Raw genomic sequence first — 26,505 nt, forward strand, 5'->3', positions numbered from 1 at the left:
GCAAGCAGTGCTTGCCCTTAATTGGTTGGCTTAAGTCGCTTATGCGTTTACTACGCTTGCAACTGCTTTTTCAAAGCGTGCCATACCTTCGCGAATGTCCGCTTCAGGGATTACTAATGATGGAGTAAAACGTACTACGTCTGCACCAGCAACTAATGACATAAGACCTTGCTCAGTACCTGCAACTAAAAACTCTTTTGCACGACCTTTGTATTGCTCGTTAACTACCGCGCCAATTAATAAACCTTGCCCACGGATTTCGCTAAATACGTTGTATTTTTCGTTAACCGCAGTAATTAGCTCGTTAAACAATGCTGCTTTAGCTTTTACGCCAGCAAGTACTTCTGGTGTATTTACTGTATCAAATGCTGCTTCTGCAACAGCACACGCAAGCGGGTTGCCGCCATAAGTAGAACCATGAGTACCTACTTTAAGGTGCTGTGCAATCTCAGTTGTTGTGATCATAGCGCCAATTGGAAAACCGCCGCCAAGTGCTTTAGCTGAAGTTAAAATATCAGGTACTACGTTTAAGCCTTGGTATGCGTATAAATCGCCAGTACGACCAACACCTGTTTGTACTTCATCAAAAATAAGCAGTGCGTTATGTTTAGTACATAAATCACGAACGCCTTGAGCAAACTCGTCAGTTGGTGAAACAATACCGCCTTCACCTTGTAGAGGTTCCATCATTACGGCACATGTTTTGTCGCTAATAAGCGCTTCAAAAGCAGCTAGATCGTTGTAATCACAATGTACAATGTCGCCAGGCTTAGGACCAAAACCATCAGAATATGCAGCTTGACCGCCAACAGTTACGGTAAAGAATGTACGACCGTGGAAACCTTTATTGAACGCGATGATTTGTGATTTTTCTGCGCTGTATTTATCAAGTGCAAAACGACGCGCTAATTTAAGCGCTGCTTCGTTTGCTTCTGCGCCTGAGTTAGCAAAGTAAACTTTTTCAGCAAATGTAGCATCAACCATTTTTTTAGCTAGGCGAAGTGCCGGCTCATTGGTCATTACATTTGATAAATGCCAGATTTTTTCGCCTTGCTCTTTTAATGCGCCTACTAATGCAGGATGGCAATGGCCAAGACAGTTAACTGCAATACCACCAGCAAAGTCGATAAACTCTCGACCTTCTTGATCCCATACGCGAGAGCCTTCGCCTCGAACAGGAATTACGCTTGAAGGTGCGTAGTTAGGAACCATTACGTGATCAAATAATTCGCGATTGACTGTCATTTTATTTCCTCTTAATTGTGAGCAACACAAAACATCAAAATAGGTGTTTGGTTAATATTTGTAACCAACTTTATAGGCAAGATCAGTAACCTGATAATTGCGCAAAATTGCTTTGTGGTTCAATTTTCAGACGCACATTATTTCAGAATTACTGATATCTGTCTCGTTAAAAACTTTCATGTATCCCTTTAAAATAAAGGGCTAAAGATATTATTTCATAGATAGTGAATAACTATTTGCATAGTTAATTATGACCAGTTTTAAGTAACTAACCGCATGGGCACTGAGGCGCATGCGGTTTAAGCATTAAATATGCGATATAACAATAGGATTAGAATGAATGATTAGTCGCTAATTAATTAACAAAAATTTCAATTTTTTAGTCAATTTGAATAGCTAGATTGGTAAAATTGCTTGTTTCGAGGGTTTTTAGTTCCGTTTTAGTGAACTTAAAGTACGAAAACCACGTTGCTAATTCGTCGGGCTCAATAAGCTGATGCTCTTTTAAATTTAAATATTGAGCGTAACAACGCGCCTTTAGCATTACCTCAGTTAAAGGCAGTAATGTATCACCCTTATCGACCCCGTTTTCTAACTGTTGCATTACACCTTTAAACGGTAAATATTTAAAAGCCATTTTATCTATTACTTTGGCACTTACTGCTATCGATTTATTGCTAAGCAAGTTGGTTAAAAAAAGCGGATCTGGCTGTAACTCTAATAATGCTGTATGTAGATTTTTTTGATTTTCTTCACGAGCAATTTGTATTTTACGCTTCCATACTTGATCAAACGTTTTTAAGTACAAACGCACTAACGCAATTCGACCCACATCTAAAAGCATACCGAGAGTAAACGCATGAATATCGTTTACATTATTTATTTGTGCAATCTTTTGTGCCGCAATCGCATTTGCCATGGCGCTGTCTCGTAATCGGCGCTTTAATAATGAAAATGGCTCTGTGCTATGTGGCATCCAATGGCGTACTGCAAAAGTAGGGATTACTAACTGTAAATTATCTAAACCAATATAACGTAGCGCTAACGCGGGGCTGTCCACCTTTACTGAGGTGTTTTTACTACGCTGGTTTCGATAATACGGTAAGTTAACTAGCGTTACTAATTCTCGACCAAGCCAACTTAAATCATTAACCAGCGGCTCTAAACGCCCTACAGAAGCTGATTTAACAGCTAAAATATCAATTATAGTAGCAACACTGTCTTCAATTCCGATTGTACTTTTAATAACTGCATCTATGTCGTTAAGCTGTTTATATATTGCAGTTTCTATTACTTTATGAAGCTGCTCGCTCGCTTGAGCACGGTATTTGTGATGAGCTGTACTACTTTGTTGGCGTACATTTTGCGCTGCAATCTCTACCTCTAATAAGGTACGTTGCTTCATTGGTTCGCCGTAATCAATATCTAATGTATTAATAAAGCCAATTTGCTGGTGTGCAAAACTATGACCCAACAATAAATCGTGGGCTCGTTGGTCGAGCATTTTTGCAGTACGTTGTTGCGATACGAGTTCGGTCATTACATCCAGTCATTAGTAAGTATAAAATGCACTTAAGTATTATAACTTTAGAAGCGAGTTAAAAAGTTATCAAGCAGTTTTAAACCGTGTTGCGTTAAAATAGCCTCAGGATGAAACTGCACCCCTTCAATAGCTAGCTCTTTATGTAATAAACCCATTATTTCGTCAAACTCACCTTGCTCAGTTTGAGTCCATGCGGTTACTTCTAGCTCTTTAGGTAACGTTTGTGCTTTAACAGCTAAAGAATGGTAGCGACAAACCGTTAACGGATTAACTAAACCGTTAAACACACCTTTATTAGTATGAATTATTGGTGAAGTTTTACCATGCATTACTTTTTTTGCTCGAACCACATCACCACCCAGTGCCTGCGCAATAGTTTGATGCCCTAAACAGATCCCTAATATGGGATACAACCCTTTTAGTTGCTCAACTACATTTAACGAAATACCGGCTTCGTTAGGTGTGCATGGTCCAGGTGATAAAACTATGTGCTGCGGATTTAACTGTTTAATTTGTGCAATGCTTAGCTCGTCATTACGCTTAACTAATACGTCTTGATCTAATCGCTGAAAATACTGCACTAAGTTATAAGTAAACGAATCGTAGTTATCGATCATTAAAAGCATGTAATAAAGCACTCAAAGTAGTTATTTATCGCGGGTATTTCCGCACAATGCATTCTAACTCAAGCATGTATAAGTGTCAGTGATTTGTAAAAGTATATGAAGGAAATAAAAAGCCAGGTGGTTGATTTATGATTATACGAACCCCAGTATATTATATGAATAAGTAGTAATTCACTTAAACAACTCACTTACTTGTGAGTTCATTTATATCCTATTAAGGAGCGAATATGTTAGGCGAAGAACACTCATTAACTAATGATTTTCCAGATCACTTAAATACCATTGCAGAGCTAAATGAAAGCGACACTGAGTTTGCTAAAAAAGCGGATAAATACGATAAGCTAGATAAAGAAATTAGAGTATTAGAACTCAAGGATGCGCCAATTAGCGATGAGCAAATGCATCAACTAAAATATGACCGCTCAGAATTAAAAGACTGGCTATACCAGCGCTTATTACAAGCAGAATAAAGTTAAAGTATAAAGCTAAAGTAACTTTTATAAATAAGGGCTCACTGCAAACAGTGAGCCCTTACTCGTATTAAATCAAAAATGAGTATTACCTAACCAAAGCTCCGGTTACTTAGTAAAACCACCAACTGGATTCATAAACACAGTATTTGGACCTGCAAGAGCAGCTTTAAAATCGTCATTAAGTTCACTAAATACTGTTATTCTAGTCACGTCGACAACATCTAAAAACAGTGGTCCGTTAGTATCCCACTGCGCTAAATGAGCTTTAGCTGCATCTTCATTTATATAACGCTCGTATATATGTACGCTTGATTCATCGTCGCTTAGCGTCCATTCATACATTATGGTACCTACTTCATTTTTTGCTGCGGCTATTAATTGCTGCATAACCACTAAAAATTGATCTTTTTTACCGGCTTTAATAGTACCTTCAACAGTCCAGGTAATATCAGTATTCATTATAATTCACCTAATTTAAGCTGTGCTAAAACGCTATCTAATGTATCAACGAGTTGTTGGTTTTTAGTCTCGTTTAATGCATCCAAATGTGGTGGTGCAAAACACTCCGCATCGTTATCAAAATATAAACCTGCGGCATTATTAAATTCATCACTGAGCGCAGCTCGGCAAAAAATATCTGCACCTAATTTTAAATCGCCACCATCTAATCCGTACGCATCCTTAACCATTTTACTACCCAGTAGTGACTTTGGATTTACTGATACAACTAACGGACCGGTCTCTTTTAATTTAAGCCCTAAATAACGCGACCACATAGTAATAGCCAACTTACTTTGTGCATAAGCAGCATTATCTGAAATCGCTTTATTACCAATAAGCGCATCAAAGTTAACACTTGATTGTGCAGCAGATGACACGTTAACTACGCGTGCCTTTTTATTTAATAGCGGCAAAAGTAATTTAGTTAGTAAATATGGTGCAAATGTATTTACAGCAAAGCGCGTATCTAACCCATCGGGTGTGGTTATGTTTTCAAGCTTGTATACACCAGCGTTATTAATAAGTACGTCGAGTTGTTTATGATCAGCACTTACCTGCCCTGCCAAATAACGTACCTGTGTCATTTCGCTAAAATCACTCACATAAATTTGAGTACTTGCCTGCGGGTATTGCTCGTTTAGCATTGCTTGTACATTGTTAAGCTTTTCTTGATTACGACCATGTAGCAATACAGTATGACCTTGGGCTAGTAGCATTTTTGCAGTTTCTAAACCAATGCCGTCTGTTGCACCTGTAATTAAAATAGTTTTTTTCATTTATATGCCCTATCTGTGCAGCGTTAAGGTAGTAAAAAGTCTAACTACAATCTTAAAGTAAATTATGTAGCTATCGTAACACCCTTGCACAACACTGATAATTAGCCGCACAGTTGAATCACTTTATATAATTAATTGATAATGCTAAGAGCTAATGAGCGAATGTTTTTTATTCTTTTATTTGAATTTAGCTCAGATCATTACTATTGTTTTTACACCCCCTTAATAGTAGTATTTATCATATAAATACTCTTTCGAGAAAAAACATGAAGGTTTTAGTCACAGGCGGTATGGGTTACATAGGTAGCCACACATGTATTGCATTACATGAAGCAGGCATTACGCCTGTTATTTACGATAATTTGTCTAATGCGAGCCCTCGTGTACTTGATCAACTCGAAAAGATTACTGGCACCCGATTTGAGTTTATTTTGGGTGACATTCAAGACGAACAACAATTTAAACTCGCGCTAAAGCACACTAAAGCCGAAGCTGTATTTCACTTTGCTGCTTTAAAAGCGGTTGGGGAATCAACTGAGCAACCACTTCGTTATTATCAAAATAATGTGTCGGGCACATTAAGTATGTTACAAAGCATGCAAGAAGCAGACGTTAATCACATTATATTTAGCTCATCGGCTACTGTGTATGGCGAGCCCGACTACTTACCTATTGACGAAAAGCACCCTATACGCGCAACTAACCCATATGGTTGGACTAAAGTTATGGTTGAACAAGCCATGCAAGATGTATGTAATGCCAACAACAAATTTATGGGCATAGCACTGCGTTACTTTAACCCTGTAGGCGCACACCCAAGTGGTTTACTAGGAGAAAGTCCTAATGGCATTCCTAATAACTTAATGCCTTTTATTGCACAAACGGCGGTAGGCAAACGAGAGGTAGTTAATATTTTTGGTGACGATTACGACACTGAAGATGGCACCGGCGTGCGCGACTATATTCACGTTTTAGATTTAGCTAAAGGTCATGTTGCAGCATTTATGCAGCATAAAACAGATACCGCCTTTCATGCTTATAACTTAGGTACGGGGCAAGGTTATTCTGTACTTGATATGATTAAGGCATTTAGCGCATCAGCGGGTAAAAACATTCCTTATCAAAGTGCACCACGCCGTGCTGGCGATATTGCATGCAACTATGCCGATGCAACTAAAGCGCAAAATACGCTTAACTGGCACGCAAAACTAACACTTAACGACATGACAGACGATACATGGCGCTGGCAAACTAATTACCCTAGTGGGTTGGAGAGTTAATATGGCTTTATTAGAAAGTACTCACAGACGTAAAAATCCGCTAACGGGTCGTTGGGTATTAGTTTCACCACATCGTAATAACCGCCCATGGTTAGGCGCAACAGAAGCAGTTAGCGAAAGCGTATTACCAAAACACGATGAAAACTGTCCGCTTTGCCCAAGTAATACCCGTGCAAATGGCGACAGCAACCCAGATTATAAATACACACACGTATTTAGAAATGACTTTGGCGCATTAACACCTAATACCAGTAAGCAGCCACAAAGCACAGAGTCAGACAACGACTTATTTATTACCGACGAAGCCAGTGGCGAATGCCGCGTAATTTGTTTTTCTCCAGAGCATAATAAAACACTACCAGAGCTTAGCCAAAACGCGCTGCATGAAATAGTAAAAACCTGGAAACAAAATTACACAGAACTTACCGAGCAATATAAATGCGTACAAGTTTTTGAAAACAAAGGTGAGATAATGGGTTGCTCGCAGCCTCACCCTCATGGGCAAGTATGGGCTCACTCGCATTTATCAACCGAAATTGAAGCCGAAGACAACCAGCAGCTTGCCTATTATAAAAAGCACGGTACAGCCATGCTTGCCGATTACGTGCAAAAAGAGCAAGCAGATAAAACTCGCGTTGTATTCGAAAACGAACATTGGCTTGTTGTTGTTCCATTTTGGGCTGCATGGCCGTTTGAAACAATGCTTATAACTAAAGATAATATTCAAAACTTTAGCCAGCTAAATGATGCACAAACTGATTCATTAGCCCACGCATTAAAAGTATTAACAACTAAGTACGACAACGTATTTAATTGCAGCTTCCCATACTCAATGGGATGGCATAATGCTCCGGCTAATAGAGGCTCTGATGAGCAACATTGGTGTTTGCATGCACACTTTTACCCGCCGCTACTTCGCTCAGCAACCGTTAAAAAGCACATGGTAGGCTACGAAATGCTAGGCGAAAGCCAGCGCGATTTAAGCGCAGAAACTGCTGCCTCTATTTTACAAGCAGCGAGTACCACACATTATAAAGATACAGCAGGACACACAGATGAAGCTTAACGAATTCCAACAACAATTTTTGTCACTGTACGGTGCGCCTGCGCAAGGTATTGCTGCCGCTCCTGGTCGTGTAAACCTAATTGGTGAATTTACCGATTACAACGACGGCTTTGTTTTACCGTGTTCGTTGGAGTTTCGCACCCAAGTTATGTTTAAACAGCGCGACGACAACACAATTACAGTGCGCTCTTTAAATTACCCTGGTGAGCAAGACAGCTTCAGTATTGATGAGGCTATCAGCGAAGGTCAATCGCAATGGGGTAACTATATTCGTGCTGTGGCTTTTGTGCTTAAACGAGCAAGCCATACATTACGTGGTGCTGACCTACTTATTGATAGTAACTTACCGCAAGGCAGTGGCTTATCGTCATCTGCCGCATTAGAAGTTGCTGTTGGCGGCATGTTTAACCATATTGCACAATTAGGTTTAAAAGAAGAGCAAATAGCCCTGCTTGGTCAAGAAGCCGAAAATGACTTTATGCATTGCCAGTGTGGCATTATGGATCAGCTTATTTCAGCTAAAGGCGAGAATGGGCATGCACTTTTAATCGACTGTGAAAACCTAGCAACCAAATCGATTAAAGTACCTGATGATTTAAACATTGTTATTGTTAACTCAAATTACCCGCGTAAATTGGTTGATAGCGAATATAACCAACGCCGTATTGACTGCGAACAAGCCGCAGAAAAAATGGGTGTTAAAACACTTCGCCAAGCAACAATGCAAAAGCTGCAAGCTGCTAAAGTAACATTAAGCGAAAACGAATATAAACGTGCGCATCATGTTATTAGCGAAAACGATCGTGTAATAGCAGCAACAACTGCACTACAAAATAACGATATGGATGCGCTTCGCGAATTAATGGCTGCATCGCATCAATCGCTTAAACACGATTTTGAAGTAACCGTACCAGCAACCGATGGTCTAGTAGAAATTTGCAAAGAAGCTATGGGTGAGCGCGGAGCAGTACGTATGACTGGTGGTGGTTTTGGTGGCGCAATAGTATGTTTATGTCGCGATACTGAAGTGCCACTTATTAAAGCTGCAGTTAAACAGCACTACCACGCACGCTTTAACTTAAATGCTGATATTTACGTATGTTCAGCGGGCTCAGGGTTACAAATTACTTCTTTTTAAAACTAAAATAAAAAGGCAATAAATATGGCAAAGGTTAATTGGGGAATTATTGGATGTGGCAATATTGCCCACACCTTTGCTAAAAGCATTGCGCATTGCAGTGATGCACAACTTATTGGCGTGGCATCAACTAATAGCGATCGCGCTACTTCATTTGCAGCTCAATACGATGCTACCGGCTATGAGAGCTACCAAGCTCTTGCGCAATGCCCAAACATTGACGCTATATATATTGCTAACACCCACGACCAACACTTTAATGCTATTGCACTGTGCTTAACACACAATAAGCACGTGCTGAGCGAAAAACCAATTACCGTTAACGCCAAGCAATTACAAAACCTCAGTGAACTTGCAAAGCAACAAAACTGCTTTTTAATGGAAGGCGTGTGGATGCGCTTTTTACCGGCAATAATAAAGCTACAACAGCTATTAAGCGAAGGCATAATAGGTAAAGTACACAGCGTTAATGCTAACTTTAGTTTACCTGGTAGCTTTGTTGATACGCACCGCTTAATGAATCCTGCAACGGCTGGTGGCGCCCTACTCGATTTAGGTATTTACCCTATTTCGATTGCTGACGTGGTGTTTAACAAAGCCCCTGAGCAAATTAAATCATTAGTACATAAAAGCGTAACCGGTGTTGATGAGCGAAGTGTTGCTATTATTGATTACGGTAACGGACAATTTGCCCAGCTATCAAGTGCACTACAGCAAAGCGGCCCAACCGATGCATTAATTTATGGTGAGCATGGTTTTATTCGTTTACCTGAATTTGTAAGTGCTAAGCGTATAGAGCTATACATTAACAGCCAAGCTGCACAACAGTTTGATTTTGACTTTAACGATGATGAAAACTTTAAGTTTGAAATTGCGCATGTCACACAATGCATACTACAAAAACAAACTCAAAGTAGCGTACTTGGGCTTTCTACAAGTTTGCGCGTGATGAACATAATGGACTCTTTAAGAGCCCAATGGCAGCTGCAATACAGCCGTAACGTAGAATCAGCAGAGCTCAAAATTAAAAAATAAAAAATAAAAATACACAACAAGGATACACAATGACAACTACACACAAATTAAAAGGGCTTTCAAAAGCCATATTGTTAGCTACGTGCAGTCTATCTGCGAGTGTAGCTGTTGCTGCATCTAATGAGCCTGAGCAACTATATCCGCCAATCACTAGCGAAGTATTGCCAGAGCTTGCAGCTAAAGGAAGTTACAAAGTAGGCGTGCAGACACTTGATTTAGTTAACCCTGCGCAATTTGATCCTGCTACACAAACTCAAAAAGACCGCCCTTTAAAAATAGAAGTGTGGTATCCGGCTGCAAATACAGCCAATACTGAGCTTACAAGCTACAGCGATATAACTCGTACCGGTAAAAAGTTTACCCTGCAAGCCGACGCCATGCGCGATGTCGCAATTAATAATAAAGAGCACTACCCTGTTATAGTGCTTTCCCACGGTTATACCGGTTACCGCACAATTATGTACTACTTAGGCGAGCACTTAGCGTCTCACGGCTACATTGTTGCAGCGATTGATCATACTGATTCAACTAACGCTGATGTTGATTTTAAAAGCGCGCCGTTCTCAGGCTTTTTCAGCACCCTTATAAATCGCTCACGCGATCAGCAGTTTGTTATTAATTACTTTAACGAACAAAACAACTTTGCAAGTAAGCAAGTAGATAACAAAAGCGCTGGTGTAATTGGCTATTCAATGGGTGGCTATGGTGCAGTAAATACCATTGGTGGATGTTATGCATTTAATGAGCAAACAACGGCAATGTTTACTGGTATGAAAGACCCAACTCAAATTAAAAAAGTACAACAATTACTAAACAGCTGCGCTGGTGGGCAATATCAAAATCCAAAAGTAGACCCACGTATAAAAGCAATGGTTGCCTTTGCACCATGGGGCGGACAGCACGCTATATTTGATGCCAAAGCTATGCAGAATATTAAAGTACCTTCACTTTATGTAGCTGGTAACTTAGATGACATTTCGGGTTATGAGGGCATTAAAAGCCTATATAACCAAACAGGCAGCCAAGATAAGTATATGCTTACTTACAAAAATGCCCGCCACAATATTGCACCTCACCCTGCTCCCGCTATTGCAAAAAGCAGTAGTGAATTAGATATAGGTCATTACTACGAGCCATCGTGGTCTATGCGTACAATTAACGAAACCAACAAGCACTTTGTACTTGCAATGATGGACTGCCATGTAAAAGGTATAACCAGCCAATGTGAATATTTAGACTTGCCACAAAACGGCGACCAAGCTGTAGTTGACGCTAAGCCACTGCCACAGTGGCGCGGGTTTGATAATCGCTTTTCTACCGGCATGGATTGGCAGCAAGCTAAACCACACGCTAAGTAACTTAACCAACACGGCTATTTTTTTAAATAGCCGTGCTCGCACTTAAAATTATCTAAAGTAAAACATCTTTTACTAAACAGTTATTAGTAAAAACAAGTACGTTTACTTTTTAGTCAGATATTTTAAGAAAAAACCATTGCCATTAGTCACAGTTAAAGGCAATCTAGCTATATATAAGATAAATAATATTAATAAATATGTCCAAATACATACTCTCAATTGATCAAGGAACCACAAGCTCTCGTGCCATCTTGTTTACAAAAGATGCAGACGTTTTTGGTACAGCACAACAAGAATTTCCTCAGCATTTTCCACAAAATGGCTGGGTTGAACACGATCCTAACGATATTTGGCAAACAGTGCTTAGCACCAGCCGCGAAGTACTCGCTAAAAATGATGTAAAACCTGAAGAAATTATCGCTATTGGTATCACTAACCAACGCGAAACCACTTTAGTGTGGAATAAAAAAACAGGAAAAACTATTTATAACGCGATTGTTTGGCAAGATAGACGCACCAGCGACTACTGCGAAAGCTTAACTACCGATGAGCTTTGCCAAACTATAAGCGATAAAACAGGCTTATTGCTCGACCCGTATTTTTCAGCCACTAAAATCCGTTGGATTTTAGATAATGTTGAGGGCGCACGCGAACAAGCGCTTGCTGGCGAACTTGCGTTTGGTACAGTTGATACCTACCTACTTTGGCAGCTAACTGACGGAAAAGAACATCGTACCGATGCAACCAATGCATCGCGCACTATGTTATTTAATATTCATACGCAGCAATGGGATCAAGAACTTCTAGAATTATTCGATATTCCAGAGTCGATGCTGCCAGAAGTGATGGACTCAGCTGATGAGTTTGGCTCAACGAGCGCTGATATTTTTGGTGCACCAATTCGCGTATGTGGTATAGCAGGCGATCAACAAGCAGCACTTGTTGGTCATGCATGTTTTGAGCAAGGCATGGCAAAAAGTACGTATGGTACGGGCTGCTTTTTAATGCTTAACACCGGCGAAAAAGCGCTTACTTCTGAAAACCGCTTACTAACTACCGTTGCCTATCGTTTAAATGGAAAACCAACCTACGCCATTGAGGGCAGTATTTTTATGGCGGGTGCAACCATGCAGTGGATTGTTGAAGGCTTAAAGTTACTTAGTCATGCTGGCGAAAGTGAGTCGATGGTAAAAGATGTACCGCTCGATCATGGTGTGTTTTTAGTTCCCTCGTTTACTGGTTTAGGCGCTCCTTACTGGGACCCTAATGCACGCGGCGCTATTTTGGGTCTTACGCGTGACTCAGGTATTAGCACCATAGTTGCTGCAGCGCTGCAATCGGTTGGCTATCAAACCAAAGATTTACAAAAAGCGATGGAACGTGACGGTTTGCGCCCAAGTGTGCTTCGCGTAGATGGCGGTATGGTTAAAAATAATTGGGTAATGACCTTTTTATCAAACATTTTAGGTGCCACTGTTGAGCGCCCTACAGTAACCGAAACAACCTCCTTAGGTGTTGCTTATTTAGCAGGCTTACAAACAGGTGTTTACGAGTCAACTGAGCAGCTATCTAAAATGTGGACATGTGACCGTCGTTTTGAACCAACCATGAGCGCCGACGAGCGCAACGATTTATATGCAAAATGGCAGCATTGCGTAGCCCAAGTGTGTTTAACAAATAAAAACTGCCCGCAGTAAATCCAAATGGCTAAAGCTACATTTTTAGTCATTTTGCCTTTTTAACCTCGTTAAATATTAGGTTAAAAAGGCGTGTTTTACTGCCCTAAATTACAAATGGATCAGCGCAAAAGTTGACTAATAAAAAACTGAGTTTTCTATTGTCAAATGAAAACAGCGGCTTTATGATGCTATATGTATTATTTATATTACAAATAAAAAGGGTGCTCGGTGAAATTAGCAGATAACGAATATGACTTACTAGTCATCGGTGGCGGCGTAAACGGCACAGGCATAGCTGCAGATGCTGCAGGGAGAGGACTTAAAGTACTTTTGTGCGAACAGTCAGACCTAGCGTGTGCAACGTCTTCAAATAGCTCTAAGCTTATTCACGGCGGTCTGCGCTACCTTGAGCACTACGAATTTAGATTAGTAAAAGAAGCGCTAGCTGAGCGTGAAGTACTTTTAAAAAACGCTCCACACATTATGTGGCCGCTTACATTTAGATTGCCACATCAAAAGCATTTACGCCCAGCTTGGATGATTCGTATTGGCTTGTTTATGTACGACAATTTAGCTAAACGCGTTACCTTACCAGCATCTAAAAGTATAAAATTTGGTGAGCATAGCGTGTTAGAGCCTTCAATTACTAAAGGGTTTGAATACGCAGATGGTTGGGTTGATGACTCTCGTTTAGTTATTTTAAATGCACTAGCAGCGCAACAAAAAGGTGCTGTAATTGCCACGCAAACCAAGTGTGTAAAAGCGCATCGCGAAGAAAACAAATGGCAAGTAACTCTTGAGCAACAAAGTACTCAATCTCGCTATGCTATTTCGGCTAAAGGTATTGTAAATGCGGCGGGTCCTTGGGTTGCTAAATTATTTGATGAAGCACTTGAAGAAAAGTCGCCACAAAATATTCGCCTTGTAAAAGGTAGCCACATAGTAGTACCGCGCATTCACGACGAGCCACAAGCTTATATTTTACAAAACAAAGATCAGCGTATTGTATTTGTTATTCCGTTTGAAGATGACTTCTCACTTATTGGCACAACCGATGTTGAGCACAAAGGTGCCCCACAGGATGTAAAAATTAGTGAAGAAGAAATTGATTACCTTATCGATATCACTAATAACTACTTTAAAACGCCAATTAAACGCCAAGACATAGTGCATACTTTTTCGGGTGTACGCCCATTACTTGATGACGAATCAGTTAATGCACAAGCAGTTACTCGCGACTATAAACTAGAGCTTTCTAGCGAAGGTAAACACACGCCATTACTAAGCGTATTTGGCGGAAAAATTACCACTTATCGTAAACTTGCAGAAGCTGCGGTTAATAAGCTTGAAGATTTTTACCCACAAATGAGCGAAGCATGGACTAAGCATAGCGCTTTACCAGGTGGCGATTTTAGCTCGGTAAAAGCACTCAAAGCTCAATTGCAAACCCGCTATAATTGGTTACCACAAATACTGTTAAACCGCTTTTTACGTACTTACGGTACACGAGCTGAAAATGTTTTAGGTAACGCAAAGCAATTAAGCGATTTAGGGCAAGACTTTGGTCATAATTTATTTGCAGCAGAGGTCGATTTTTTATTAAACGAAGAATGGGCAGAAAACGCATATAACATATTATGGCGCCGTACAAAGTTAGGTTTGCGCTTTAATGAAGCCCAAACTGCATCGCTTAATAATTATATTGAACAAAGCAAAGCAGCTAAAAGCGCTTAATAATCTTTAATAATTTTTAATAACTTCCCGTAAAACCCCTTTATAGCTTAAGCGTTATAAAGGGGTTTTATTTTCTCGGTTATATAAAAAGTTAAAACCGCTCAATGTGGCTGCTTTAATATCAAACTCAGCACACTTAACGCCTATTTGATTAAGCGCAGTAGAAAAACATTTATTGAGCTGTTTAGTCCCCACTACTACAACTTGGGTATCACTTAGTAGCTGCCACTCGCTTGCATGGCGAGCTGCTCGTACGTCGCTGCCAATTAACACGCCCGATAAATAAGCTTTAGCTTGCACCGGTGTTAACTCTTTTGAAAGCTGACGAGTACGCACACTAAAAATACCATGCGCTAAATTACCGCTATCACTACCAAGAGTAAGCTCGCAGCCTTGTTCAAATGCTCTCCAATCAAAACAGCCTTCTTCACAGTCGCTTGGTATTAAAACACTTTGATGGCACAGTAAATCGTATAACTCGCCCGTCATTGCGGTTTTAAAGCAGATTATTTCACCATGGTTTATAAGTACCCACTTAGTATGTGTACCTGGTAAACACAGTAATATTTTACCCTGTTGATACTCTGGATTTTGTTTTAAAAACCCTAATATTTGCAGCTCTTCACCGCGCATTACATCAAACAACGTATTTTGTAAGGTGCATTTTGTGCCCGGTAACGCTTTAATAGTATGCCCTGCACAATCAAAGCTAATAGCAGCATCAAGTAAGCTTTCTGGATTAATAGGGCATTCTAAATAAGGCGTTTCATGCCAACCTATACTTGAGGTAATTTGCCCTGCAATGTAAACAGGTACTTTTCCGTATTGCTCACTCCAAGGCTCAATAGTATTGAGGAGAGTTTGCTCAAAATTTTGGCTAGATTTTACAACACCAGGTCCGTCTCGTTGCTCAAGCAACATGAGTGGTTGTTGTGCGTTAACACGGCACAAATAGGCGCGCAAATGACTGGTCCCCCAATCTACGGCTATAAAAAGAGATGAAGTAGTCAAACTTTAGAGTCTCCCACCGTCAATTTTAATACTTTGCCCGGTGATCATACTGCTTTCATCCGCCGCTAAAAACATCGCTAAGTTAGCAACATCTTCTGGAGTAACGAGCTTTTTAAGTGCCATGGCTTCCATCCATTTAACCTGCTCGGCTTGGGTAAACCAGCTTGCTAATTGGCGGTCGGTGGCAACCCAACCAGGTAAAATAGCATTTACCCTAATACCAAATTCGCCATAATCACGTGCTAATGCTTTGGTCATACCTATAAGCCCAGCTTTAGCTGTTACATAACCCGCCATTTGAGGCTGCCCCATAATGGCATTAATAGAGCTAAAGTTTATTATGCTACCGGCACCTTCTTGCTGCATAAACGACATAGCAACTTGCGAGGCAAAAAAAGCTGGATTTAAATTAATTTGCAGGCACTGATCCCAATCTTGAACGGTAACGTCTTCACTTGCTTGGCGACGATCGTTAGCTACGTTGTTAACTAATACATTTACGCTTCCAAGGGCTGCACACGCATCAACTAATGATTGCTGCAAAGCATGGGAGTCGGTTACATCTACTTGCCTATACCATATGTTAGCATTTGGGAGATCGTTAATGAGCGCCTGCGCAGAATCATCGTCGATATCAATAAAAGCAACTTTAGCCTTTTGCTTAGCAAATGATTCGACCATTGCTCTTCCGATGCCAGAAGCACCACCAGTAATAAAAATAACTTTACCAGAAAGACTATGATATTGAGCTAGGGTGTTCAAATTCAACTCTCCATACAGCGCATTTTCAATTTTATTTAAACTCTTTATAAACTTACATTTACAGTATAAAGAGCCAAACTAAGTTGTTATTGCTGTGTTAAAATATTTAGCTAATAAAAAGTTTATATCATATCCTTGCGTACATTAATATGATATATGATATATAACCAAGCAATAATGAACTCGGAAATTCGCACAATGAAAAGCCAACCTCGCCAAAACTTAACACACCAACTAACCCACGATTTGGGTTTTGCTATTGTGCGTGGCGTTTATCCTGTAAGTGAAGGTCTGCCATCAGAGGCTGACTTATGTATTAAATACGATGTGAGCCGCAGCGCCACTCGCGAAGCTGTAAAAATGCTCTCTGCTAAAGGGTTAATTTCATCACGCCCTAAGCAAGGTATTCGCGTATTGCCAGAAAGCAGCTGGAACATGTTTGATACTGACGTACTGCGTTGGATTTTAAGCAGCAAACCGTCACTTTCATTATTAAAAGAATTTACTCAGGTCCGTGTTGCTTTAGAGCCACAAGCCGCAGCGCTTGCTGCAATGACCGCAACTGAAGAGCAATTAGCCGAGATTGATAACGCCCTTGCACGCATGGCTGATGCCGATGAAGGATTAGACGATCCTCTTGAAGCAGATATTGCTTTTCATACCAGTATATTAGTGGCAAGTAACAATCGCTTTTTTGTACAATTAACTGAATTTATTAGCACCGCATTACGCGTAAGTATTCGCTACACTAACCATATTAAAGGTGTGCCAGGTGCTGATGTAGCAAAACATGCTGATATTTTAGATACAATTAAATCGCGTAATCCTGAGCGTGCAAAAAAAGCGGTAGAAACTATTTTAGAAGAAGCACTTGAGCTTATTGAATCAAAGCTGGTGTAGTAAAAAGTTACTTTTAACAGATTAAAAAAGGGAGCTAATTAGCTCCCTTTTTGCTGCCTACGTTAAAAACTAAGCTTTTGTAAGTTCAAAAATAAGTGATGTTTGTGGGAATGAGATTGGCATTTGTAAACCAAACTGCATTAGCGCTTCACCTGTAAACGTTTGACCATTTACCGCAGTCATAGAAGAGGGACGATATTCTTCAAATTTTACCGGCCACACTAAGTTAAGTGTGTACTGCGTATCAGTATCCAAACCAACAAAACGCAATTTATTAGGCGCTGTACGCGGTGTTTCACGAACACTGTTATACGCAAATAACGCTTTTGTTTTTTGCTCATCAATTAAACCAAAGTTAATTGATAAATCGTCGCTATCAAGGCGGTATAAATCGGCGCTATGAATAAAGTCGCGATGCTCTTTGTGAAGTGCTATTGCCGCTTTAAGTGCATTGTATTCGTGATCGTTCAGTTCACGTGGGTCCATTTCTATCCCCATATGACCAAACAGTGATACCGCAGCACGCATTTCAATACTGACGTTACGCCCTGTAATATGACAATCTCGCGGACCTACGTGAGCGCCCATTACCGACGATGGGAAAAAGAACGAACACCCACGCTGTATTTCAAGGCGATCTAGCGCATCGTTAGAATCTGACGTCCATACACGGTCTGTGTGTGCCAGTACGCCATAATCTACACGCGCACCACCAGACGAACAGCTTTCTATTTCAAGCCCTGGATGCGCGGCTTTAATGCGGTCAATTAAACGATAAAGCGCCAATGTTTGCTGGTGCACCGCTGGTTTACCTGCAAAGTTTCCTGCATGGTTAATATCACGGTTCATATCCCACTTAATGTACTTAATAGTTGGATATTCAACTAAAATATCGTCAATTGCTTTGTATAAGTACTCAACAACCTCAGAGCGAGTTAAATCAAGTACTAACTGATTTCTAAAGCTCAATTGTTCGTTGTTTTCAGAGCCTAAAACCCAATCTGGATGCGCACGGTATAAATCGCTATCAGGGTTGACCATTTCTGGTTCAAACCAAATACCAAACTCCATACCCAAGCTATTTACATGGTCAATAATTGGCGATAAACCATCGGGGTAAATTTCATAATCTACTGTCCAATCACCCAGCCCCGCATTGTCGCCACGACGACCCTTAAACCAACCATCATCAAGTACAAAACGCTCAATACCTAACGGGGCTACTTTGTCGGCTAGTTGCTTAAGCGTGTCTACGTCGTGATCAAAGTATATGCCTTCCCACGTGTTGTAATGCACAGGGCGTGTTTTTTCACGTTGCGCTTGGCTAAGTAAATTAGCTTTAACAAAACGATGAAAATTACGAGAAAGCGCACTAAAACCCTCGCTCGAAAACGAGCCATAAATACTTGGGCTTTGATATGTTTGACCTTTAGCAAGCGTAAGCTCACCAGGTAATAATAACTCGCCCATTTGCACGTAACGACGACCTTCAGCTAAAAGCTCTGCGCGTAGTTTATTATTGCCGCTCCAACCAAAGTGAAAACCATAACACTCGCCGTGCTGCTCGCCTGCATTTTCGTTATGCACTAATAAGCCAGGGAATACATCGTGTGATGTTTTGCCTTTACGGTTTTCGCGTACAAAACTTCCTAAAAATAAATCAACCGATTGACGTTGAAACTCGTTTGACCAACGACCTTCAAAGCTCACTATTTTGCTTACGCTATCTGGTAACTGAAAAGTAGGTGCTGCACAGTAATTAACTTGTAGCGGTAAATCGCTTAAGTTAGTTAATACCGTATGCGCACTCAGTACATCGCTGTTGTAGTCGAGTGTAATGCTATGCACAAGTTCAATACCACGTAACTCATCAACACTTACAAACTCAACAGTTGAGCTGGTAGGTTGGCGAACTTCTTTAAGCGTTGGACCTGCTGACCATGCGATTGAGTCATTTACTAGTTCAAGACCTGGTGCGCCAGTAAAGCCTTCGCCCAATAATGGAGAAAGAGAAATAGGTGCCTCTTCAACAACTGCACATTTAACTTCTTGGCGAGTAGCAAGCTGAGTTAGCATTGCTTCTGTTGTTTGCTCAGATAGGCGCTTACCAAAATACAGTAACGCCGGTGTTTTGCTCTGGCAGTCGAAAATAACGGTGCTGTTAGCGCTGTCTAATCGAAAGAATGGTTTAATGTCGGCCATAATTCTCCTATCCTCTTAATCTATTACGAGTTAAATAATGCGAGTGTGTGAGTCAGTGATTTTGTGTGTAAACTCATTTATTATTGCTTGAGACACGATCGGTCAGACAGTGACTTTCAATAATAATAGTATATATCATATAAATTAGGTTTTAATAGTCTTTACATCACAAATAGTCAGATAAACTCACTGGAAGTACCACTGCAATAAAAAGTATTAAATTAACCTTAACTCAAAAGTACAGTTACTGCTTTTTGATATATATAAAAAATCGGCCAAGGAATTCCTATGACCGATTTTGTCAGCTTAAATTATCTTTAATCTATTTTTGTACTTGCACTGCGCTATCTAGCTCCGGTGTTTTACCTGCCCACTGCGCGTTTAAGCCAAACACCACTTTATTTACTATTAATGCAAAAGCCACACATACAATGAGTGTAATTGGCATTAAGTGAATGTAATGAATATCAGTATGTAGTGGTGAGTTTGCAAACGTAAGCATACCGTACATACCCACACCTAAAATTACCGCTGCAATACCCGCACGCGCATCAACATTTTTAAATAATAAGCCCACTACAAAAATAGAGAATATCGGCATACTTAATAAGCCATTTAATTGTTGTAGTAAGTTAATAATACTATCGGCTTGCTGATAAATTGGCACAAGTACAAGCGTTAAGCTTGTTAGTAGCAATGTTACGTAACCACTTAGCTTTACAACACTTGGCTCTTTATTAAAGTAAGCTTCGTGAATATCACACACATACAATGCCGTTGCTGAGTTTAATAAGCTGTTGTAAGTAGATAGAACAGCTGCTGCCATTGCGGCTGCAAATACACCAGTCAACCATGTTGGCATTACGTCACCAACAATTCGACCATAAGCTGCGTCACCAATATCGCCATAAAGTTTAAAAGAAATAATACCCGGTAATACTACAATTGCAGGTACGATTAAAAAGCGAATGCCTGCTGCTGCAAATATACCTTTTTGCGCTTCTTTAACATTAGGTGCAGCCATTGCTCGTTGTGTAATTGTTTGGTTAGTACCCCAGTAATACATTTGAATAAAGATCATGCCGGTTAAAAGTGTTGGCCACGGAATAGGTGAATCAGCATCGCCAATTAATGTTAAACGTTCCTGTGGTATACCCGTAAAGTCATAATCAATGGCATTAAGTGCCAAAAACACCACTAAAACTGCCATACCGAGTACAAGCAAGCCGTTGTAAGTATCAGACACTGCAACTGCACGTAAACCACCAAAAAACGCATAAACAGCACCAACAATGGCAAATGCAGTGGCAATGTACATTAGCGGAATATCCACCTTAAACATGGTTTGCATAAATAGCGCACCAGAATAAATTACAGCCGGCATATAAATAAGCGCATTACCTAAAAAGAATAACCCCCCAATAACAGCGCGAATATGTTTGTTGTTATAGCGCTTTTCTAAAAGCTCCGTGGTGGTTGTACAGTTGTATTTGTAATAAACAGGAATGAACACTTTGGCTAAAATAATCAAACCTATAATTGCTGCAAGCTCCCACCAAACAAGCAAAGCCATTTGGTTACCATTCATACCTACAAGTTGGTCAGTACTTAAATTAGTTAATGTGATTGAACCTGCAACAAACATCCAAGTAAGGCCACCGCCTGCTAAAAAATACTCTTTGGTTTGGCTTTGTCCGTTATTACGATTTTGGCCTCGGCATTTCCAATAAGTAAGGCCACCAATTAAAGCGGTGACAAAAACAAAAACCACCAGCTGTAAAATGTTATCTGACATGTGTGTGTCTCTTATATGTGTGTGAAAATAGACACGCTATAGCGCGTGTGCATCCCGACTTAGTTCTAATTTAATTTGCTTTAAAGGCTTAAGTTCTGGATGCAGATTATGAAGTTTTACTAAGGCATTGAGCTGAAAAAGTGAAATTAACATGCTATTTAGCACATTTAAGTAACCTTGCTTTTGTAAGCTAACAATAGTGTCGTTATCGAGCGTTTGCAGTTTGTCTTCGTCAACAGTGCTCAAACCTTGAATAGTTTGGGTTTCGCCTTGTTCAAACTGCAAAACAATATCAATATTTTTTATGAGTCCTAAACGTGCTAACTCTTGTGTAAATTGATAAGTGAGGTAGTCGTTTTTTAAATCGCCTTCAAGTAGCTTTTGTTGTGCGCTTAAAAATAAACTTGGGTTTGCGTTTCCATCAAATAACGCTTCACCTTGAGTTGTATTTACTACTGAGCTTTGCTCATCTATAGCAACAAAGTAATCACTGCTATTAGCTTCGCGCGTTAATAAATAAAGTGGGTAGGATTGCATGCACACTGGTGTGTAAAGTGCCTGCCATTTTGTGTTATTTACCAATAAATTTTGATTTGCATTAAAACTTGTTAGCGCCGACAGTGTGTAGCTACCATTTTGTGCATTACGTGCAAAAAACACAGGGAGGTCGCACGTCATTTTAGCTACTTCAGTTGCTCTTAAATTAAGTAAATGCTGAGTTGAAGCGTAAATAGCTGCCGCATCGGGACTAATTTTTAATGCTTTGTGCTCTGTGTTTGATAATTCTTTAATTGCCATCTTCACACATCCTTAAACTAGGTTAGCTGCCAACCACTGCTCTATATAAGCGCGGTGCGGCGGCAAAGTTTGCAACATCTGCTGTGTTAGCTGGCTGTTACGTTCAATAATTTGTTTTGCTTGCGTATGCTGTGTATGTAAATACGCTTGCTTAGTAAAATCTGGCTTAAAGCCCATGCCGTATAAAACATATTGATAACTAGCGGCGGGAAATAACTCTAATGCGCCATGAAAGTCTTGAATAAGTGGACCGCGACTCCCCCAAACCAACAGGTCTTCTTGTAAGCTTTGTGGAATAGTGTCGGGTTTAACATGTGCTTGCCAATAAGGTTCTGAACGCTTAGTTAGCATGTAATGCAGCTTTAAAAAATCAATAATACGCTGCCAACGGTAACCCATTTGCTCGTTAAAGCGTTTAGCAACAATAGGCATTACTTGTGTATCGGCTGGCATATGCTCTGCAACAAAGCGCGCTGAAATTTCAACAAGCATAATAGCCGTCGCTTCAAGTGGCTCAACAAATCCTGCCGACATACCTATAGCAACACAGTTTTTATGCCAAAACTTTTCACGGTACCCTGATTCAAAACTGATTTTTCGCGCAGTTAAACCTTTTGCAGCATCGCCTAAGTAATGTCGTAGGTTTTGCTCAGCTTCGTCATCTGATAAGAACTTGCTTGAATATACATGCCCTACGCCACGGCGGTGAGTTAAACCAATATCCCAAATCCAACCTGCATTTTGCGCCGTTGCAATGGTATGACTGGCAAGTGTACGCTCGTTTTCATCGTAAGGAACTTGCATAGCGAGTGCGCTGTCGTTAAATAGCACGTGGTCCATTTTTTTAAATGGTACGTTGAGCGCTTGACCCAATAACAAAGATGAAAAGCCGGTGCAGTCTATAAATAAATCGGCGTTTATAATGTGAGTTTGATCTTTTAAGGTAAGGTGATTTATAGCGCCATCGTCATCAAGCTTAACGTGATCAACAGTGCCAATAATATGCTCTACGCCAAGCTTACTTTTACAATGCTGTTTAAGCATTTCAGCAAAAGCGCCTGCATCTAAATGATATGCGTAATTACAATTACCTTGATATTCACCCTGAGTAATTCCACGAGGAGCTAAGCTGGATTCGCAAATGTCATGCTGAAAGTTGGTTTGCTGTGCAAAGTTTTCAACATTATCTAAATAAGGGGCTAAATCTATTCGGCCATAGCCTAGCGGTACAGTAAATGGGTGGTAATAAAAGTCATCATTTCCATGAGTCCAATTTACAAATTTACCACCTTGCTTAAAAGTTGCGTTACAGGCTTTAAATACATCAACTTCGCGCAAACCAATTTGCTGAAGTGTATTTTTCATTGTTGGCCATGTGCCCTCGCCTACTCCAATAGTTGGAATATCAGAAGACTCAACTAGCATTACCTTTAAACCTTCACCAGATTGGCTTTGGTGATAAGAAGCAATAATAGCAGCACTTAACCAACCAGCTGTGCCACCACCTATTACTGCTACTGTTTTTACTGCTTTATTCATAGTGCGCTACTCTTTGAGTATTTATTGATAATATTTTATGTAACAAGTGCCCTTTTGGGCACTTGCTAAAATAGCTTTCATTAAAACAAATTTAATTAACTACACACTTAATGTGAGAGCAACCTTATTAGTAGCAGTACCTCATGAGGACTGCAATGAAAACTAAAAGGCTAACTAGGGCGTGTTTTGCCTAAAAGCAAAACACGCATCCGCAAATTTAATCTCGAAAGATAAACATGCCCTAACCTCTTTTTATCAATTAAAACGTTCCGCGAATACCAAATGCGTAACGTGAACCGTTATCTTCTACTGAGTAAATTTGATTATCGAAGCGTCCAGTTTGCACTAACTCTTCTTCGGTAATATTGATACCTTCAGCAAAAACCGTAAAGTTCTCGTTAATATCGTAACTTGCACTAATATCCCATTGACCGTATGTATCAACGTTCACTGGTTCACCATTAAAACCATTATCAACTAAGCGTAAAAAGCCTTCTCGGTTGTTAAATGCGATACGTGCTTGCCAGGTATCTTGCTCATAAAACAAAATTAAGTTTTGTGAGTCGCCTAAACCTTCAAGTGCAAATGTTTCTGTAGAATCTTCAGAAATACTAATGTCACTATCAACTACAGTTGCATTAGCAATAATACCAAAGCCATTATCAAAGATATGCGTTACACCAATTTCGTAACCAGTAACCTTAGCTGATTCACCATTTTGAGGGCGTGTTACGTTATATACTTCTGAACTACCATTTAGCTCATCAGTTGAAGCAACCACATCGCTTGAACATAAATCTGAGTTTGCAGTGCTACAGTTAAAATCTGGACCTGTTCTATCAGTAATATTGTATGTTTCGTCGTTCGTTAACGTCACAATAAAGTCGTCAACTTCTTTACTAAATACAGCAAAGCTAAACAAGTTAGCGTCGTTGTAATACCACTCATAAGAGATATCCCAGTTTTCTGATTGGAACGGCTTAAGGTTTGGATTACCACCACTTGCTGTTAAGTTTTGACGGCGAGGTTCGTTAAAGTTAGTTGCTGGCGATAACTGAGACATCGTTGGACGAGTAATACTATCGTACGCAGCAAAGCGTAAAATCATATTATCTTGTAGTTCAAATTTAACATTCATTGAAGGAAGTAAATTAGAGTAGCTAGTTCCCTCAGCAATATCTGTAGCCGGGCCAAATACGTTTGCAAATAATGTTGCATCAGATGTTGGAACAATATCAGAGATAAAACTTTGTACTGCCGCTACTTCAATATCAGTTTCAGAGTAACGCGCACCAAAGTTAATTGTTACAGGCATATCGGCTAAGTCAAAGCCCAGCGTAAAGTCCATGTATAAACTAGTAACGTCTTCGTTAATTTTATAACGGTTATTTTGCAGAGTTGGCTCAACAGGGAAGCCTTGATCCGCTAGGTAATCAAGCATTTTATCGCCATCGTAGCTGTAAAATGTATCAATTAAACCTGGAAAATAGTTACTTGCTGTATAGGCTTCAAAATCAATTGCATCAAGTGGTGCTTCTGTTCCGTAACCACAAAATTGACATTGGCTACCAAATACTTGAAAGCTCGCTTTTTCACGTTCTTGACGGTATGCACCAAAGTTTATTGCCTCAAGTGGTCCTCTGTCTGGTACGTATACAAAATCAGCTTTAAATTCTGTAATTTCATCTTCGTCAGTAAATTGATTACCAATTTCGTTATAGTGAAGACGTGCAAGGCTCGGATCTGGCAATGACCCATTTTCAAAACCATCATGAATAACTGAAGGTACACTTCCTGTCCCATCAAAACTATAGCTATTAATAATGCCAACTACGTTGAAGCGGTCTTGACCCGCACGGTTATTTTCAGCTGTAGAATGCGATACATCTAAAACTGCTTTTAGCGATTCATTTACTTGCCAATCAACATTGATGCCGTACGCTTTATTAGTTACATCGCGTGAATTACGTGTATGCGATACAAAGTCAGATGCCGGATCGCCACTACCTGAACTTAAACCAATTTCTTGTGTGAACGATAAAAGAGTGCCTGTTTCTGGATCAATCGTTGCACTACCAACACGATCTGGTTCAAACCAAGATGCTAAATCGCGTACTGTTGAGTCAACTTCAAATTTAGAAATTAGACCATCAACAGTTACTGTTACGTCTTCAGATGGTGCGTATTGCAATACTAAACTTGCGTTAGTACGTTCACGGTCTTGCTCATCAACTACTTGATCCCAGTTACGAGGGATATAAGCGTCTTCAAACAATACACCATCACGAGAGTTTGAAATTGTTTGACCACCACGCCAACCTGCTGTCAATATTTGGTTGTTTTGTAGTTTGCGTTGCTGATTCGTAATAGCAAAAAGTACGCCCAGCTTATCTTCATTAAATGTATTACTAATTAAAAACGAAGCTGATGGAGAGGTTTCTTCAGATAAGGTTTCATACATTCCCTTAACAGAACCAATTACATGTAAGCCACTAAAATCAAAAGGTCGTGCTGTGGTTACGTTAACCGTACCGCCAATGCCGCCTTCTTGTAATTTTGCGCTATTACTTTTATAAATATCAGCACCGGTAATTTGGTCGGCTGCTAATACATCAAAATTAAATTCACGACCTGAACTGTCAGTCGCTAATTGACGACCATTCACTAATACAGTATTAAATTGTGGGCCAAAACCACGAATAGTTACGGCTTGCCCTTCACCACCACTACGGTCAATTGCAACACCCGTAATACGCTGTAGTGATTCTGCTACATTTAAATCAGGAAATTTACCAAGGTCCTCTGCTTTTATCCCGTCGGTTACAACATTAGACGCTTTTTTATCTAACATTGACGAACGTAAACTGCTGCGGATACCCGTTACTGCGATAACTTCAACATCTTCATTTACTACTGTAGGTGTGTCGCCTTCAGCTCCTTGGGCTGCAACGCTCCCGCTTGCCAATATGCCGGTGATAGCAATACTGAGTACGGTTTTCTTGTTGAACGATAACGTATTGTTAATTATCATTTTTAAAAACTCC

Annotated in this window: 21 protein-coding genes; 9 read left to right on the forward strand and 12 right to left on the reverse strand. The window is 40.0% G+C overall.

Going from position 1 to position 26,505, the window contains the following annotated elements:
• Positions 1-39: 39 nt before the first annotated feature.
• The 3 genes from GQR56_RS04945 to GQR56_RS04955 all read right to left on the reverse strand — a co-directional run bounded on the left by GQR56_RS04945 (position 40) and on the right by GQR56_RS04955 (position 3,414).
• Complete coding sequence (locus tag GQR56_RS04945; RefSeq protein WP_024610429.1) at positions 40-1,245, reverse strand: aspartate aminotransferase family protein; 1,206 nt, start codon at positions 1,243-1,245, stop codon at positions 40-42.
• A gap of 379 nt (positions 1,246-1,624) precedes the next feature.
• On the reverse strand, positions 1,625-2,785 hold the full coding sequence (locus GQR56_RS04950) for an HDOD domain-containing protein (RefSeq protein WP_166109352.1): 1,161 nt from the start codon (positions 2,783-2,785) through the stop codon (positions 1,625-1,627).
• A 47-nt stretch (positions 2,786-2,832) separates the two neighbouring features.
• On the reverse strand, positions 2,833-3,414 hold the full coding sequence (locus tag GQR56_RS04955; RefSeq protein ID WP_166109353.1) for an aminodeoxychorismate/anthranilate synthase component II: 582 nt from the start codon (positions 3,412-3,414) through the stop codon (positions 2,833-2,835).
• A gap of 227 nt (positions 3,415-3,641) precedes the next feature.
• Between GQR56_RS04955 and GQR56_RS04960 the strand changes: the two genes are divergently transcribed.
• Positions 3,642-3,884 carry a YdcH family protein gene (locus GQR56_RS04960; RefSeq protein WP_024610426.1) on the forward strand — a complete coding sequence of 81 codons (243 nt, stop codon included), beginning with the start codon at positions 3,642-3,644 and terminating at the stop codon, positions 3,882-3,884.
• 108 nt (positions 3,885-3,992) lie between these two features.
• On the opposite strand, the gene GQR56_RS04965 is transcribed toward GQR56_RS04960, so the two are convergent.
• The gene (locus GQR56_RS04965) at positions 3,993-4,346 is read right to left on the reverse strand and encodes an antibiotic biosynthesis monooxygenase (RefSeq protein WP_166109354.1); all 354 of its coding nucleotides are present in this window, start codon (positions 4,344-4,346) and stop codon (positions 3,993-3,995) included.
• Positions 4,346-5,164, reverse strand: a complete 819-nt coding sequence (locus tag GQR56_RS04970) for an SDR family NAD(P)-dependent oxidoreductase (RefSeq protein WP_166109355.1) — start codon at positions 5,162-5,164, stop codon at positions 4,346-4,348. The genes GQR56_RS04965 and GQR56_RS04970 overlap by 1 nt, the downstream gene beginning before the upstream one ends.
• 266 nt (positions 5,165-5,430) lie before the next feature.
• On the opposite strand from GQR56_RS04970, the gene galE reads away from it, so the two are divergent.
• The 7 genes from galE (at position 5,431) to glpD (ending at position 14,454) form a co-directional block, all read left to right on the forward strand.
• The gene (galE, locus tag GQR56_RS04975) at positions 5,431-6,444 is read left to right on the forward strand and encodes a UDP-glucose 4-epimerase GalE (RefSeq protein ID WP_166109356.1); all 1,014 of its coding nucleotides are present in this window, start codon (positions 5,431-5,433) and stop codon (positions 6,442-6,444) included.
• Between the two features lies 1 nt (position 6,445).
• Positions 6,446-7,510, forward strand: coding sequence for a UDP-glucose--hexose-1-phosphate uridylyltransferase (locus GQR56_RS04980; protein WP_166109357.1), 1,065 nt, complete (start codon positions 6,446-6,448; stop codon positions 7,508-7,510).
• Positions 7,500-8,648 carry a galactokinase gene (galK, locus tag GQR56_RS04985; protein ID WP_024610421.1) on the forward strand — a complete coding sequence of 383 codons (1,149 nt, stop codon included), beginning with the start codon at positions 7,500-7,502 and terminating at the stop codon, positions 8,646-8,648. Before GQR56_RS04980 ends, galK begins: the two co-directional genes overlap by 11 nt.
• Before the next feature lie 24 nt (positions 8,649-8,672).
• Positions 8,673-9,683: a Gfo/Idh/MocA family oxidoreductase gene (locus tag GQR56_RS04990; RefSeq protein WP_024610420.1), complete on the forward strand. Its 1,011-nt coding sequence runs from the start codon at positions 8,673-8,675 to the stop codon at positions 9,681-9,683.
• 29 nt (positions 9,684-9,712) lie between these two features.
• Positions 9,713-11,041, forward strand: coding sequence for a dienelactone hydrolase family protein (locus GQR56_RS04995; protein WP_166109358.1), 1,329 nt, complete (start codon positions 9,713-9,715; stop codon positions 11,039-11,041).
• A gap of 197 nt (positions 11,042-11,238) precedes the next feature.
• On the forward strand, positions 11,239-12,738 hold the full coding sequence (gene glpK / locus GQR56_RS05000; RefSeq protein WP_033024294.1) for a glycerol kinase GlpK: 1,500 nt from the start codon (positions 11,239-11,241) through the stop codon (positions 12,736-12,738).
• 210 nt (positions 12,739-12,948) lie between these two features.
• On the forward strand, positions 12,949-14,454 hold the full coding sequence (gene glpD / locus GQR56_RS05005) for a glycerol-3-phosphate dehydrogenase (RefSeq protein WP_024610417.1): 1,506 nt from the start codon (positions 12,949-12,951) through the stop codon (positions 14,452-14,454).
• Between the two features lie 54 nt (positions 14,455-14,508).
• On the opposite strand, the gene GQR56_RS05010 is transcribed toward glpD, so the two are convergent.
• Positions 14,509-15,465, reverse strand: a complete 957-nt coding sequence (locus GQR56_RS05010) for a 2-dehydro-3-deoxygalactonokinase (RefSeq protein WP_024610416.1) — start codon at positions 15,463-15,465, stop codon at positions 14,509-14,511.
• Between the two features lie 3 nt (positions 15,466-15,468).
• On the reverse strand, positions 15,469-16,227 hold the full coding sequence (locus tag GQR56_RS05015; RefSeq protein ID WP_024610415.1) for an SDR family NAD(P)-dependent oxidoreductase: 759 nt from the start codon (positions 16,225-16,227) through the stop codon (positions 15,469-15,471).
• Between the two features lie 198 nt (positions 16,228-16,425).
• Between GQR56_RS05015 and GQR56_RS05020 the strand changes: the two genes are divergently transcribed.
• Positions 16,426-17,127, forward strand: coding sequence for a FadR/GntR family transcriptional regulator (locus GQR56_RS05020; protein ID WP_024610414.1), 702 nt, complete (start codon positions 16,426-16,428; stop codon positions 17,125-17,127).
• A gap of 69 nt (positions 17,128-17,196) precedes the next feature.
• On the opposite strand, the gene GQR56_RS05025 is transcribed toward GQR56_RS05020, so the two are convergent.
• The 5 genes from GQR56_RS05025 to GQR56_RS05045 form a co-directional block, all read right to left on the reverse strand.
• Positions 17,197-19,329 carry an alpha-galactosidase gene (locus tag GQR56_RS05025; RefSeq protein ID WP_166109359.1) on the reverse strand — a complete coding sequence of 711 codons (2,133 nt, stop codon included), beginning with the start codon at positions 19,327-19,329 and terminating at the stop codon, positions 17,197-17,199.
• A 322-nt stretch (positions 19,330-19,651) separates the two neighbouring features.
• Positions 19,652-21,124 (reverse strand): SLC5 family protein, encoded by a 1,473-nt coding sequence (locus tag GQR56_RS05030; RefSeq protein WP_166109360.1) that lies wholly within the window; start codon positions 21,122-21,124, stop codon positions 19,652-19,654.
• Positions 21,125-21,160: 36 nt separating this feature from the next.
• Positions 21,161-21,922 carry a SapC family protein gene (locus GQR56_RS05035; RefSeq protein WP_166109361.1) on the reverse strand — a complete coding sequence of 254 codons (762 nt, stop codon included), beginning with the start codon at positions 21,920-21,922 and terminating at the stop codon, positions 21,161-21,163.
• 12 nt (positions 21,923-21,934) lie between these two features.
• Entirely contained in the window at positions 21,935-23,461 is a 1,527-nt protein-coding gene (locus tag GQR56_RS05040; RefSeq protein WP_166109362.1) for a tryptophan halogenase family protein, read from the reverse strand.
• A 259-nt stretch (positions 23,462-23,720) separates the two neighbouring features.
• On the reverse strand, positions 23,721-26,492 hold the full coding sequence (locus tag GQR56_RS05045) for a TonB-dependent receptor (protein ID WP_166109363.1): 2,772 nt from the start codon (positions 26,490-26,492) through the stop codon (positions 23,721-23,723).
• Positions 26,493-26,505: the final 13 nt, after the last annotated feature.

It is taken from the genome of Pseudoalteromonas sp. Z9A5 (assembly GCF_011378875.1).
Taxonomy (GTDB): domain Bacteria; phylum Pseudomonadota; class Gammaproteobacteria; order Enterobacterales; family Alteromonadaceae; genus Pseudoalteromonas.